Raw genomic sequence first — 14,726 nt, 5'->3', positions numbered from 1 at the left:
TGAACAAGCCCATTGTGCTTTAAGAGATAGAATCAAATGGATTTCTTTATTGAATCAAATGGATAGTTCGCCTGATATTCTTTCCAGGTAATCATGTGGCCTTTGCTTTCGTCGTAGAGTTTTAATGATATTAAAGAATTCATATCCTTAAGTCCAAATTGAGGAGCGGTTTGAAAAATGGGGTTTTCGATATGGCATTTGGGCAAATTATAAAAGGGGATACGGGGTAATAATGTGTGGACGTGATGATACCCAATATTTCCTGTGAGCCATTTGAATGGTTGTGGTAAGGCATAAAAGGTACTGCCTAATAACGCCGAATTTTTTAAAGTCCATTCTTTACCCGGAACAAAATAGCGAGTTTTAAAATTATGCTGGACGTAGAATAAATAAATTCCGATAGCGCCTCCAATCCATTGTGGTACCAGGATGGCTAACAAATAAAATTTTATTCCACATAATGTAATTATCAACCCATAAAGTATCAGAATTCCTATATTGGTCATAATGATACTTCGATGTTCCTTTTTACCAAAACCTGGTCGTTTAATAAAAAATCGCTGTTCAATCATAAAGACATAGATACTTCCTAAAAAGAACATGACCAGGCTATTGCGGTAAAATTTATAGACAATTTGCCGCAGCTTATTTTTTGCCCTGTATTCGTTGACAGTAAGAAGTTGAATGTCTCCTTTCCAGGGACGTTTGTCCGTATTACCTCCACTGGAATGGTGAATGATATGGGCTTTTTTCCAAAAATAGAAAGGCGTTAACAGGAGAATACCGATGAAGATACCTACCCTGTCATTGTATCTTTTGGGTTTAAAAAGATTCCCATGTGCCAAATCATGCAAGATGATGAACAAGCGTGTAAAAAGTAGTCCAAGTGGCAGCGTGAGGAGATATAAAGGCCAATAATTATTGCTTGTGGCCACATACATAATATAAATGCCCAAAATAAGTGGAGTCAGGGTCATTGCCATTTCGACAATGCCACGCCAATTGTTGATTGAATTGTATTTGTAGATATCGAATTGAAGACTTTTCAAGGGATACTTCTTGCTAAACAGAACTCTATATTATTAATTATAGAGGGTATTTTATAACTTACTATAAATAAGAAGAATATAACCGTATTCCTATGGGAATAATGCACCCAGTTCCTTCAATTCGCCATAAGTGCTCTATAATTAGTCAAATGAAGTTGATTTGAGAACGGGAATGAGTTTAATTATTAGAATTAAATGGATATTATTCATATTTTTGTTCATCCTTATGGGACAAAAGGATTTAAATGCCTGTCAATGTTTTAACTCCTATTTTCTTAATTCCATTTTTTACTCGAGTGCAGAAGTGAATTGTTATATTTCACGAGATCATGGTGTAATCATCAATGCCAGAATTTCTGATGGCAGGAATAATGCGGGTTCCTTTTTTTATGGGTGTTCTTTGAATTCCGTAAACAGTAACATTAGCAGGGAATATTTTGACTTATATTCCAACGATAATGAATTATGTATCGATGAAATTATGCATGCCTGCATGATGCTCAAAGCAGAACTTTATTCAGAATGATAAGCAAGGCGCTTATAAAGTCAATGCATCATCCCATGATATAGACCCATATGCTATGCTTTAGTTATGTCTGATAAACCCTTTGAATTCTTCTATGAAAGTGACATTATTCAGAGATGATTACGAATCCATTTCAGAAATAGTAAGAGAGCAACTTCGGCAATTAATGCCTGATAATGAATTTGCTCAAACAGAGTATTTACTTTTTGGGCCTGAGTTCATGGCTCAGCCTTTGCGTATTTCTACTCCATCAACTCGTTTTGATTTTGATCCGGTGCACACAGGGTATATAAACATCCTTAAGGATGAAATTAATTCGAGTGATGACAGCCCAGAAGAGAAGCAATTAAAACAACAACAACTCGAAAGCATTATCCTTTTTGGTCAAATACTTTTTTCTCAGTCCGCAAGTCTTCATTTTTTACAAAAATCTGCGATAGACGCTTCGCTGGAAGAGGATAATCCTATTGCAATTACGATAGAAAGATTAAGATCTTTGGTTCAAAAAGAAGGCATTCAATTTGAGTCTTCCAAATTAGAGGCTTTATCAAGACGAAAGGAGTTTAATGATGAGCTTAATGATCTCAAGCGTACCATAAAGGATTCACCATTAGATGAAGAAAATAAAGCACAATTACTGGATAACTTATCGAAAACTAAAGATTTTTATTATCAAGCGAATGATTTTAATTTTAAGTTTGCAAATAAACCTTCAAGAAGTTATTCAAATTTTGTAAACAACTGTGAGCGTATTGGATCAAAAATAGCACTGGTTGCATCACTTGTAGCAATTGGAGCAACAGCTCTTTCTTTAATTCCGCCTTTTGCCCCAGTGATGATACCTTTAGCGCTCGCAGCCAGTACTATTTCAGTGGTTATAGGATTGCCCTTGGCACTGAAAAAAGTAGGTACAATGTTGTATAACTTAATTAGATTTGGTGCTGCTCCAACCACAGGAGAGTTAATTACAACTGCTTTATTGGGTACCAGTCTGATTATGGCTGGAGTTACTAATGTAATAGGTCAAGCAGTGAATGCAGGTGTTTTATCAAAAACAGCTCAATTGATATCGCAAGCAGTTGCTGCTGTGAGTAATCTGGGAAAAGCCGCAGTGGGAATAGCTGGTCAAAATATGAGTGAAGTGCATTTGGATAAAGTGGAATTCTATAAGTCAGAGCTGGTTCGACTTAAACCCCAAGAGCAAGGTTTAGCACTCAATATGCACAATAGTGAAGTAGTTGACGAAGGTGAAAAAGCTGAACAAGTTGAAGAGGCTGGAGAGATTGAAGAAGTAAACGAATTTAATAAAGTTGAAGAAGTTGAAGATGCTGATTCTGATTTAGATTCTGATGCTCCTGGCATGCAATTGGGTTAATTCGACTGCTGGTAATCACCGGTTTATTAAGGACAAGTCAATCAGTGTTCGCATCTCATTCTATAGTTTTTCTGCTTTGGCAAGCACGCTTTGGGGTTTAATAAATACCTGAACTCTGCATTGTTAATACTCAACTCTCGTGATTATGTTCTTGTTCGTGATCCTGTAATTTATTTCTGCAACAGTTTTATTCATAGAGCAAAATTAATGTTTGAATTTTGTAAGATAAATATGTACTGTAATAAAGCAGGACATTGTTACTAACATACATCAAGAGTTGGTACGTATTCCATGCCAATTCCTTGATTGAGCAATCGAGTCTGTTTAAGGATACAGGACTCTTAATGCGTTTAGTACAACATTGGGACTAATGGCGATTCAAGGAGAGAACCATGATGGGACGAATTAAGTTTGTTAGAATACCCTTGGCAAGAACGAATCCTGATATTTCTGTAACTCCTCGCGCAATTGCTTCAAAATTTCCATCGTCAGCTCTTCCACCTCAGGTCATTCACAACACGTCACAAACGATTAAAACGGAACACCATAACGCGCAAATTGGTGTCGACCGAAAAGCTAAAGTTCCCGACTCGAAATTTTTTAACCAATTAAAATCTGAAGAACATAAACAGTTTTTTAACAGAAGACGGGCTCGTTATAATTATTATGAAAACTACAGCGCCGCTCTTGCGTTACCTTGTTCGAAATATGAATTGGTAAAAAAACGGAATGATCGAAGCGCGCTGCTTGCGCTCTCCAGAAACAGTATCATCGAACACGCAAATCGGCGTGTTGATTTATTTTTTTATACTTTAATTGCTTATTACAAAACAGGCATACTTCCTACAAATGGTCATACCAGTCTACAACATGGACGAGGAAGGACTTTGTTCAGAGAAGATAACGATTCAAATTTAACTCAGGCATGCCATAGTAGTTTTACTCCAGCATTACTCGATAAAACACTTTATCAAAAAAGCCGATTTGGAACACAACATAAATGCTTGCTCTCTGGCACTCACTTGATGGATAGTCTCAACTCAACTGTAGAGTTACCTCCGTTTGTAAATGAGCTGGATGATGTGCTAGAGCATAGGTGCAGACAAAAAACTTTGGAATTAATAGGGCAGGTTTCGCTTGGAATATTAAATCCAATCGAAGGATTGGTAGTTTTTCTTAAAATGATGAGGGACGTACTGACTGAACTCAAACAGTCAGCAGAACAGCGGGAACAATCTGCCTTATTACAGGGTTCTTTTTCAGGGCAGAAAAATATAAATCCAAAATTGATAGATCTGGTTATGAGAGGGACGCTACGTACTACTTTTTTTACTGCCACAGATACTGTTTCTGATGAGTACATTCAATTATTACTCAGGATGAACCCAGAGGAAAAAGCGTTATCTGAACAAAATAATGAGACCAGACAAAAAGTCTATCTGGATAAAATTGCAGACCTGCAAAAAGAAATTCTGGAGACTAAGAGCGAATTAAATTACTCTACTTCCAGATCTAACTGGAACAGATGACAGGGAGTTGACTCATTAACTTGACTGACCCCCATGGAGCTCACTTGATGAATAAAACTTTTCGATTTTCGTATAGGCCTGTTGAACCAGCACAAAAAAAATGGGTATGTGATGGGATAGTACAAAAACATATCAGCGAATGGCTGCATGGTGATGGTTTAAAAAATACGTTTAGAGACTTGGAACAATTTCCAGATGGTGGCTCATGGGGCGTTCATTGGATAGCATATGATAATGAAATTCCCTTTGCCTATTTAATAACGTCGGGGCTTGAAAAACGCTCTCCAGATGATAAAGACACGATTACTCTTGATTTATTTATATGTAATCTGGATTACCTTGGTAAAGGACTTGCAGTTCAGATGATACATGAGTTTTTACTCAGTCAATACGCTTATGTTGACAGGGTGCTTATTGATCCTGAAATAGCAAATAAACGAGCCGTTCATGTTTATGAGAAAGCAGGATTTCGGATTATTGAAGAATTTATTGCTGAATGGCATCCCGTCCCTCATTACAGAATGCAATTAAACATGGAGCATTTAAGAGGCTCGAAAGTAATCCAGGAGCCTGGTAATTGATTTGACTAGTGGTCTTTCATACTCTGTGAAAGAAATCAGGAAGCAAGGATACCCTCTGACTTCAGTAATTTAAGACGTGGGATCAGGGTTTTTCCTGGAAATCATCATTAACGTATGGTCATTGGGTTTTCTTGATATAAAACAAAGAGCAAGAGTAGCCTGGCTAAAAATCAGCAGGTACAATAAATCCCAATAAACTGGTATCAAATGCGCTCCGCCATAATTTCCATAATAGGCAAACAGGCCGAGACCCACAAGATAAATCATAAGCCAGGCCGCATTTGATGCGTCAATGTCATGGCTTGATTTTTTTAAGATACGAGAATAAATCAGGTAAAAAATCAAACAGAGAAAAGTCAGAACCAATACTTTTTCAATACTCAACAGACCAGACCAGTAAACTCCAACAGTACAAATATAAAATCCTGCCGATCCAATGATTCCGCTGAATCGCAGGCGAAAAGGTCTCGGGTGGGACGGTAGTTGTTTACGCAAACAGACCAGACTGATAGGACCAACTGCATAGCTAATCATGAGTACTGCAACTAAAAAAGCAGAAATTTCTTGCCACCCATGCAATAAAAAGGACATTACTGCGGCAAGGCAGAAATTTATTATTAAACTGACCCATGGAACTTGATACTTATTCATTTTGTTCGTGATAGGTGGCGCTGCGCCTGTCGTTCCCATACTGGCTAACATATGTGCTGCAGTGGTGCTGTATACTAAACCGGTTGAAAAGGGCGATATAAAGGCATCAAAATACAGTAAAAAACTCAGCCATATTAATCCCGCAAGTGTCACCAATGCTGCAAAAGGACCAGCATCTCCAGCAAAGGAGAGCTTTGCCCACCCGTGAGTAAGGGCCTGTCCGTTTAAACTGCCAATAAATGACCATTGTAAACCGGTATAGAGTAACGTGGTAAGCACGATGGAACTTACAATAACTAAGGGCACGTACTTACCCGGGTTATCAATTTCTCCCATCAAAATAATGATTTGCCTGAAACCTAAAAGAGAGAACAGTACACCACCACTTGACATTGCAGCCATCACACCTTCCCAACCGTAGGGCATGAACCCTCCGTATTGAGTAAAATTTTCACTATGATAGTTCGTATACACCAATGCAATTATGGTAAGACAAGGGATAAAGAGCTTCCAGAACGTAAAGCCAGCATTGATCCGAGCAAATAATTTAAGCCCAAAATAGTTAAATAAAACGAAACTCATTAACAACACGAGATTAACCAGAGCTCCTATAGAGGTATTATGGTAATGAGTGCCAAAAGGTGTTACCAGACCAGGTATGTAATTACTGGCATACTGGACTAACCCTTGTGTTTCTATAACAGGAATAATTGCCAGGGAAATCCAGCCCATGCCACTAATCATGACGCTGGTTAATCGACCATGTGTATAAAGAGGTAGACTCGCGAGTGCATCTGACTGAGGGAGCATGGTACCAATTTCGGCGTAGGATAAAGAAAGTACCAGTAGTAAAAAGCCTCCAATTGGCCAGGCCAAAATTGCAGCTGGTCCTGCAAATTGCGCAGAATATAAGGTACCAAATAACCATCCAGAACCAATGATGCTGGTAAAGGATATCCATAATAAACCTAAGGGACTCAGTTTTTTATTCATGTATGCGTTCTTGTTGTTTTTAGTTATTGAGTGTTGTTATAAGTTTAGTCTAGCATTGTCCTATCTAATGAAAAACCCCATTTTTTTGTTATTTATAAAGAAGCGTGTTTCAATTCTAAAAGACTCCTGCTCATTGGACTTGATGGAAGCCTCTTATTGTTGTAGATATTCGATCAGGGTATGCTTAATCTAATCTTAAATTCAGAAAGCAGAAACCAATGAACTATGTCCGATTTAATTTACTGTTGATTAGTTTGATTATTGTATTTCCTTTTTCAACGAATTGTTTTTCCCAACCAATGACTCAGGCAGAATCAGATGCCGCCCGAATTTCAATGTTGGAACGCGCTTTGGCTCCTGAAACACCAGATGCGCTGGCAGCGCTCTTTGCTTCAGCGAATAAAAACAGGAACGCAGCGGTGCAGTTTATGTTGTTTTCTGAACCGTTAAAAAATAAATATAAAGACAACTGGCCTTATTGGGTTTCAGGTACTTCAAGTCCATGGATTACTTCGTTCACGATTAAAAAATCAGTGTTAAATAAGCATCAATGGCAATTTCAAATCACTTATCAATGGGCAACTGCTGATGGTCCATTTCAACCTCCAATGGTCCAAAAGATTCTAGTAGAACCCGTTCCAAAAAGTTTGAGTTCTTCACAAAAATTTTGGATTACTCAATTGAGTGAACAATAAAATAAAATAAAAAATAGTTTAAAAACAGATTTGTTCCTAAATTCAGCCTATACTTTAGTTAATTAAATTTAAAGTGTAACTGTATAGGTTGTCACTCCGATGAATAATTTAAAAACTGATCTGATTGTAGTGAGTAAATTGGATTTATTTAACTATTATGGGGACTTTTTTTTATTGCCATTGGTTTGGTGTGGTGATGTATATTATATTTTTCAGTATTCTCAATTTGATGTGTCAGTAGTAATTGCCTTTATCATTGGTTTTATTGTATATGGTGGGGTACTTGAATATGGGTTTCATCGATTTATATATCATGGAAAACTAAAAAGTATTAAAAAAATGCATTTAATACATCATAAATTTCCTAAAGCTTTAGTTTCTTCTCCTCCTTACGTTACTGCAATTTTATTATTGATTTTACATGTGATTTTTTTGAGTATATTGGGATATCAATTAGGTTGCGCCTTTGTAGGAGGAATAGTCTTTGGCTATTTTTGGTATATTACTATCCATCACATGATTCATCATGTAGATAATGATCGTTCAGTAATTTTAAATTACTTCAAAGCGGAACATCTGATTCATCATGAGCATGCAAAAGAGAACTATTGTGTCAGTCAACCATACTGGAATAGCATTTACAGAAAATTCAAATAAATTCAAAATTCATAAAATCTTATAAATTAAGTGATTTTGCATATTTTTGTATCATCTCAATAAACGCCTGAAAACCGTCATCCCGAGTGAAACGAAGGATCTTCTGAATGTGGCAGAAAGTCGAGTTCAATGCCCGTATATGGAGATCCCTCACTGTGTTCGGGATGACGATAAAACCAACCGTCATCCTGAGTGAAACGAAGGATCTTCTGAATGTGGCAGAAAGTCGTGTTCAATGCCCGTATATGGAGATCCCTCACTGTGTTCGGGATGACGATAAAACGTGCAATTTAGTCATGGATGTTATCCGTAAATATTTAATGAATGATGTGTGATCCCCCTCATCCGCCTGTCGGCACCTTCTCCCTGAGGGAGAAGGCGATTCTAGCGAGATCTGGATAACATATGAGATGAAGCATTGCATTCAGGATTGACACAACTCACAGAACTATCGAAAAATGACTCCTGGAATTTACATAAAAACATATCTAACTGCCGCTAGCTTTAAACAGTACTATTCGTAAATTCCGAACAAAGCTGATTCGTATGAGTCAGAATTCTTTTGACTTCATGTAATCGATTTAAAATCATTTCCCCACTATCTGCATAATCAGAATGCAGAATCACCATTTTAGATAGTATTGCCCTATTCACATAGTCAATTGGCGATTTCTTTGTAATATCCCATACTGAAGGATCTGCCCCATTATCCAGCAGCCATTGGACAATTTTAGGCAGAGTCCTTCGGGAAGCTGTATGAAGAGGATAATACTGAGCTTTATCATTTGATGGCTTATTCAAGTCAATTTTCGCTTCAAATAGTTCCTTAATAATCAGCAGCATATCATCCTGTGTATATTCAAGGCATTTAAGTATTGCCCAGTGCAACAAAGTGACTCTTCTAATGGTATGAACATTAAGATCAATTCTTTTCGCTTTTGCTTCCAATACAATCGAGCGCACATGTTCTACATTAATGTCCTGAATTGCACAAAGAAGCTCTTCAATAACAGAATTAGCATCAAAAAACATAATAGTTCAAAAGTTATCCCAATGGGTTCATAATTACATAGTAACATAACAAATTATACCGCAATTCTCTATAGCTATAATTGATACAAAACAACAAGTTAAACTCAAATTAATATTCAATTAAATAATTCTGTTTATTGATTTAATACCCTAGTCATATGATACTCAACCTGAGTCCAATCAAAATTAACTACTCAATAATTATCCGGGAAGATAATTAATTCAGGGGAAAAGCATGTCCATTAAAATAATACAAAAATTTTGGTTATTAACACTTTGTTCGCTGCTATCCTTATACGCCACATCATCAAGTGCATGTACCCGCATACTTATTGCGGATAAAAATACTGCGGTTATGGTAGGTCGTAGCATGGACTGGAATGAAGACATGGGTACTAATTTGATAGTTTACCCAAAAAAAATCAGCCGTTCCGGTCGTGATCCCGACAGTAGTCACCAAGGTAACTGGATGTCATGGATTTCTCAATATGGAAGTATCGTCGCAACTGGTTATGAAGATCTTACTACAGATGGGTTTAATGAAATGGGGCTTGCTGCTCATGTCCTTTGGCTGGAGGAAACCGATTATGGTATTCGTGATCAAGCAAAACCTGGTTTATCCATTACCCAATGGATGCAATACTATCTTGATAACTTTAAAAATGTTGAAGAGGCGGTTCGATTTACCCAATTGAATCCAATCCAGATAACCCCATATTTTCATCCAGCTACGAAACAGTGGGGAAAATTACATCTGGTTCTGGATGATGCATCAGGTGATTCAGCGATTTTCGAATACATCAACGGGATATTACACATCTATCATGATCGGAATAATATTACTGTAACCAATGATCCAACTTATGATAAACAGTTACATAACTTAACTCGATATAAAGTATTTGGTGGAACCAAGCCTTTACCCGGCACTACCAGTTCCACGCATCGATTTGTTCGCGCGCACTTCTATACACAAGTCTTGCCGGAATTCACCTCAACAAAGAAAGAACTGGCGGGGATATTGGGAATACTGAATAATGTGGCTTATCCTTACTCTACTCAAAATACATCATTAACTGTTTGGCGAGTCGTTTCGGACTTAACAAACAAAATTTATTACTTCCAATCTTCTGAAAACCAAAATTTAATCTCTGTACATTTGGATCATTTTGATTTGAACCAAAACGTAATTAAAAAACTGGATCTGGTGAATCATCCTGAATATGCGGGTGATGTATCTGATAAATTTCAGATAATTGGCTAAGGCGTGTTGGCAATTTATCAAATTACTCCTAACGTCCCGCGACGTGTTCGCGGGATCCAGAAAATCAGAATCATAAACGAACATAATGTATTCATCAAGATCGAAATGGATCCCGTGAACACGTCGCGGGACGTCGAAATCGGAATTGTCAACACAACCTAATAACAAATAATTTGAGCATTAAAAAATTCCAGACTTGATTATCTATAGCGCTCCTATGGTTCAATCCATTTTAAACTATTCAGCGGTTGATATAACTGACAAATTATATCAATCATTCTAAAATAATAAAAATTACTGCTGGTAGAAATCCGCTATGACTTTAAATCTTATCCAACTCAGAAATGATACGCCAGGATGTCAAAATGTTCTTCATTTTAATAATGCCGGTGCGTCTCTTCCAACCTTATCGGTCACGGAATCCATTAAAAAACATCTCGATCTTGAAGCCAATATTGGTGGTTATGAAGCGGCTCATTTAGCAGAACAAAAAATCAATAAATTCTATAACAGCGCAGCTCAATTAATTAATTGCAGTGCTGATGAAATTGCCTTTATGGAAAATGCGACCCGGGCCTGGGATATGGCGTTTTATAGCCTGCGTTTAAAAAAAGGAGACAGGATTCTAACGGCCGTTTGTGAATACGCCAGCAATTTTATTGCCCTATTACATAAAGCCCAAACCACAGGAGTGATTATCGATGTGATACCCAATGATGATATGGGTCAATTAGACGTTACTCAATTGGAATCCAAAATAGATGATAAAGTGAAGCTTATTGCAATTACCCATATTCCTACCAATGGGGGATTGATTAACCCCGCTGAACACATTGGAACAATTGCCAGGAAATACGACATACCCTATCTTCTGGACACGACCCAATCCATTGGTCAGATGCCCATTGATGTAAAAGCTATTGGTTGCGACTTTCTTTGTGCAACCGGACGAAAATATTTAAGAGGCCCAAGGGGTACTGGATTTCTATATGCCGGAACCCAGATTATTGATCGCTGTGATCCGCCCTTTCTGGATTTACATTCAGCAAAATGGGTAAATAATAATTCATATGAAATCCTCAAAAATGCGCAACGATTTGAAACCTGGGAACAATACATCGCAGGAAAAATTGGACTCACCGCCGCGATTGATTATGCGTTAAATCTGGATATTAACCTGTGCTGGCAGCGAATTTTAGATTTAGCTGCTTTATTAAGATCGAGGCTTGCCTCCATTCCGGGTATTCAACTGCATGATTTAGGATCGCATCAATGCGGCATCGTAACGTTTACCCATAATACAAAATCAGCTCAGGAAGTTCAGCATTATTTGTCATCACGTAAAATCAATACCTCTGTTTCATTATTGGAATATACCCGTCTGGATATGGCAGGGAGAAATTTATCCGCCCTCGTACGCGCATCAGTACATTATTACAATACCGAAGATGAAATAGAACGGTTTTGTGAAGAAATAGTGCATTTAAAATAATCAGATCTTACGAACTGAACTTAAGATTTATTTTTACCCAGGGTGTGTTGACCATCACAATTTCGACGTTCCACGACGTGTTACTGAGAGAACATCACCTTTTAAAAATGTCTATTAATTAACTCTAATTTGCATATTTTATAAGCTCGTCATCCTCACGAAAGCGGGGATGACGTATAAGAAGATAGGGGCAGTGAGGACTTGTTTACAGGATCCAGAGATTAAGAATCACTAACGAACATAATGTCTTCATCAAGTTCGAACAGGATCCCACGAACGCGTCACGGGATGTAGAGAATAATTTGATGAATTATCAAAACACCCTAAATTTATTCAATTTTAATTTGATTATAATAATGCGGCAGTGTTTCCGCTATCAAAGAATCAATCGCGCGTGCATAGGGAATATTATCCGCGGCTGTTCTTGGATACACCCTGTCATTTACCCAATAACCGGACCAGTGTGTTGTTTTTGTAATGCATTCTTTCGCAAATTGGTGAAGATGATATTTTTTTTCAAGCTCAAAACACCCGGATAAAAAGATATCTATATAAGATTGAGCCAACGGATACTGTGAAGAAGGCGCAGCGTCCCTGGCTAAGGTTGTATAGATCCAATACTGCCCCTGAGGTAGTTCTTCACTGATAAGCGACTGGATTGAATTCCTCGGTACACTCACCCTGCAATAAGTGTCTTCTCTTGAATCATACTTCAGGAGATCTTTGGGGTTGTTTAATTGAAAAACTACTGCATTTATTCGAGCACCCGATTTGGACTTGACGCCTAAATAAGTAGTACCAAATCGAGTATCAGAGCTATGCTCAATCCATCCACGCTCAAACCCGGCAAGATAAACAGGGAGATTCTTTCCTACATCAGCCCCTTCATCCTGCTTGGATTCCTCCTGCATTAATGATCCATAACCAATAATATATTGTGGAGAAGCAAAATCAGGATCAGGGCGACATTGTGTTTCCTCAAGATTTTTTTGAGCCTGAATAGGAACCATTAATGAAAAAAACAACAGGCCAACAATCAATTTGATACAGTTCAAATCATTACTCCACATTAAAGTGTGTTACCAAAATACAACATAAACAACAAGAATGGATAAAATCATAACAAAGTCTCTCACAAAGGCACAAGTTACTGATATAATTAAAACATTCATTCCTGCAAAACAGAATGCCAATTCATCAATCAAACAAAAGAGAGACAGGATTTGCCAAATCACGATAATGAGTTATTTCAACTGGATCAATTCCCTTTATTTGATAAAGAACTGGCTATAAAAAATTGTGGAAACGAATCCATATTACTTGAGCTTTTAACTCTAATGACCTCAAAACAAATACCCGATGATTTAAAACGAATTAAAACTGCATTTGAACATCAGGATTACCCTTTAGTAGAACGAATAGCTCATAAAATCAAAAGTGGCGCGATGTATCTGGGTACAACGCGTATGAAATTTGCCTGCCAATATGTTGAGAGGTATTGGAAATCAGGCGAACGGGAATTATTCAATCAACTCTATTCGCAAGCAGTCCAGGTGATTGAAGAGACCGGTCAATACATTTCTGATTGGTTATCGAAACAGATACCACAATAAATTCACTGTTCCTAAAATATATCAATACAGTTTCAATCTGTTCTGATTTATTCAAATAGGCACGATCAGAACGACAATAAATGCAGGCTAGCCATGAGTACACAGATAATTGAAATAATGAGAAACATTCTGAATTGAAGGTATCTTTGTGCTTTTTGAACGCCATAATTAGCCATTATTCTCAGATGTGCTAATCTCCTTTTTGACATTTTTTTAAAACTTTTTATTTTTAAAGGTCGCCCATTCGTTTTAAATCGGATTGGAGAATACTCTTTAAAATACAAAGTTCCATAATCAACAAGCAGTTGCTCTCCGGGCAAGATATCCCTTGTTGCCAGGTACACAATAAATGATAGACCGTTGATGAAATAGATACTGCCTTTTGAATTGGCAAAAAGTCGTTGTGACGAATCAGCAGATAATGAATTATTATCAAGATTTGGGGCATGATTAATAAATCGCGTAATATTTCCGAAGCCTCGTGCATTCAGAATCATGTTCAAACTATCCCCATCCGGTTTGTATGCAAAATTGAAGCTTTCTGGAGGATTGACTTGTTTCACTCCAGAATATATTCCCAAAACCTCCTCATTCTTTATGAGTGTTTTACTAAAGACACCAAATCCAATTATAGGATTGATATAGCGAAGTTCAAATCGCGATAAATCTACTGGATTTTCAAAAATTTGGAAAAATGGTTCTTCACTGGGATAAAATAAATCCCCATTGACTGATTCAGGAAGATCTTCAACAGTAAATGAATCATTTATGATTAAATCTTCGGAGTATTCATAAGGGTCTCTTAGCAATGCACTGACAATTCTATTGAGTTGATTAATAGAAATAAGTTCCGTGGCTGATTTATTCCCATCAATAGAAAAATACAGTCTTTCAGGCAGCTTATTGTGGTGAAAGTTCAAGGATGGATTTATTTTAAACACACAAAGCTTGGGATTATCTACGTGTAATAATGTTTTATAAACAAAAATAGCTGAATAGAATAATTCTCTGATGTTATTATACTCATAATGATATACATCATCAGATGACGATAAAAAGGGCTCTGATAATAAGGGATGAACAAAATCCACATGCTTGATAAATTGGTGCAGAGGCATTTCTCGGTTATCAGAAAAAAAACAGGCCCCTGTATTCAGGTTAATTGTCACCTTATCATCTTTAGAATCAAAATTATTATTAGTAAGAGTAATAGTAACCAATTTTTCTCCCTGATTATTTCTTTAAGTCCTGGAAACACGAAACAAGGAT

Annotated in this window: 15 protein-coding genes; 10 read left to right on the top strand and 5 right to left on the bottom strand. The window is 37.1% G+C overall.

Translation table 11 applies throughout. The features are described from left to right. Positions 1-32: 32 nt before the first annotated feature. Complete coding sequence (locus IZU94_RS09455) at positions 33-1,049, bottom strand: fatty acid desaturase family protein (protein ID WP_203110122.1); 1,017 nt, start codon at positions 1,047-1,049, stop codon at positions 33-35. Between the two features lie 226 nt (positions 1,050-1,275). On the opposite strand from IZU94_RS09455, the gene IZU94_RS09450 reads away from it, so the two are divergent. From IZU94_RS09450 to IZU94_RS09435, 4 genes are all read left to right on the top strand, one after another. Next, positions 1,276-1,575: a hypothetical protein gene (locus tag IZU94_RS09450; RefSeq protein ID WP_203110121.1), complete on the top strand. Its 300-nt coding sequence runs from the start codon at positions 1,276-1,278 to the stop codon at positions 1,573-1,575. 94 nt (positions 1,576-1,669) lie between these two features. Further along, on the top strand, positions 1,670-2,950 hold the full coding sequence (locus tag IZU94_RS09445) for a hypothetical protein (RefSeq protein WP_203110119.1): 1,281 nt from the start codon (positions 1,670-1,672) through the stop codon (positions 2,948-2,950). A gap of 392 nt (positions 2,951-3,342) precedes the next feature. Next, the gene (locus IZU94_RS09440) at positions 3,343-4,479 is read left to right on the top strand and encodes a hypothetical protein (RefSeq protein WP_203110118.1); all 1,137 of its coding nucleotides are present in this window, start codon (positions 3,343-3,345) and stop codon (positions 4,477-4,479) included. Positions 4,480-4,526: 47 nt separating this feature from the next. Then, positions 4,527-5,060, top strand: a complete 534-nt coding sequence (locus IZU94_RS09435; protein WP_203110117.1) for a GNAT family N-acetyltransferase — start codon at positions 4,527-4,529, stop codon at positions 5,058-5,060. Between the two features lie 69 nt (positions 5,061-5,129). Here the strand turns inward: IZU94_RS09435 and IZU94_RS09430 are convergent, their stop codons facing one another. After that, positions 5,130-6,704: an APC family permease gene (locus IZU94_RS09430; protein ID WP_203110116.1), complete on the bottom strand. Its 1,575-nt coding sequence runs from the start codon at positions 6,702-6,704 to the stop codon at positions 5,130-5,132. 218 nt (positions 6,705-6,922) lie between these two features. Here IZU94_RS09430 and IZU94_RS09425 point away from each other — a divergent pair, with 218 nt between their 5' ends. From IZU94_RS09425 to IZU94_RS09415, 3 genes are all read left to right on the top strand, one after another. Continuing rightward, the gene (locus tag IZU94_RS09425; RefSeq protein ID WP_238400435.1) at positions 6,923-7,399 is read left to right on the top strand and encodes a hypothetical protein; all 477 of its coding nucleotides are present in this window, start codon (positions 6,923-6,925) and stop codon (positions 7,397-7,399) included. Positions 7,400-7,498: 99 nt separating this feature from the next. Continuing rightward, on the top strand, positions 7,499-8,056 hold the full coding sequence (locus IZU94_RS09420) for a sterol desaturase family protein (protein ID WP_203110115.1): 558 nt from the start codon (positions 7,499-7,501) through the stop codon (positions 8,054-8,056). Between the two features lie 107 nt (positions 8,057-8,163). Then, positions 8,164-8,391, top strand: coding sequence for a hypothetical protein (locus IZU94_RS09415; protein ID WP_203110114.1), 228 nt, complete (start codon positions 8,164-8,166; stop codon positions 8,389-8,391). Positions 8,392-8,560: 169 nt separating this feature from the next. On the opposite strand, the gene IZU94_RS09410 is transcribed toward IZU94_RS09415, so the two are convergent. Further along, complete coding sequence (locus IZU94_RS09410; RefSeq protein WP_203110113.1) at positions 8,561-9,088, bottom strand: ankyrin repeat domain-containing protein; 528 nt, start codon at positions 9,086-9,088, stop codon at positions 8,561-8,563. 235 nt (positions 9,089-9,323) lie between these two features. Between IZU94_RS09410 and IZU94_RS09405 the strand changes: the two genes are divergently transcribed. Together IZU94_RS09405 and IZU94_RS09400 are read left to right on the top strand one after the other, a co-directional pair. Then, entirely contained in the window at positions 9,324-10,352 is a 1,029-nt protein-coding gene (locus IZU94_RS09405; protein ID WP_203110111.1) for a linear amide C-N hydrolase, read from the top strand. A gap of 316 nt (positions 10,353-10,668) precedes the next feature. Then, complete coding sequence (locus tag IZU94_RS09400; RefSeq protein WP_203110109.1) at positions 10,669-11,844, top strand: aminotransferase class V-fold PLP-dependent enzyme; 1,176 nt, start codon at positions 10,669-10,671, stop codon at positions 11,842-11,844. Between the two features lie 329 nt (positions 11,845-12,173). Here the strand turns inward: IZU94_RS09400 and IZU94_RS09395 are convergent, their stop codons facing one another. After that, complete coding sequence (locus IZU94_RS09395) at positions 12,174-12,899, bottom strand: gamma-glutamylcyclotransferase family protein (protein ID WP_203110107.1); 726 nt, start codon at positions 12,897-12,899, stop codon at positions 12,174-12,176. Positions 12,900-13,067: 168 nt separating this feature from the next. On the opposite strand from IZU94_RS09395, the gene IZU94_RS09390 reads away from it, so the two are divergent. After that, positions 13,068-13,457, top strand: coding sequence for an Hpt domain-containing protein (locus IZU94_RS09390; protein WP_203110106.1), 390 nt, complete (start codon positions 13,068-13,070; stop codon positions 13,455-13,457). 65 nt (positions 13,458-13,522) lie between these two features. Here the strand turns inward: IZU94_RS09390 and IZU94_RS09385 are convergent, their stop codons facing one another. Continuing rightward, on the bottom strand, positions 13,523-14,677 hold the full coding sequence (locus IZU94_RS09385; protein ID WP_203110105.1) for an SET domain-containing protein-lysine N-methyltransferase: 1,155 nt from the start codon (positions 14,675-14,677) through the stop codon (positions 13,523-13,525). Positions 14,678-14,726 lie beyond the last annotated feature (49 nt).

The organism is Legionella bononiensis (assembly GCF_016786215.1).
Classification (GTDB): Bacteria; Pseudomonadota; Gammaproteobacteria; order Legionellales; family Legionellaceae; genus Legionella; species Legionella bononiensis.
This window is presented reverse-complemented; position numbering and strand designations above follow the sequence as displayed.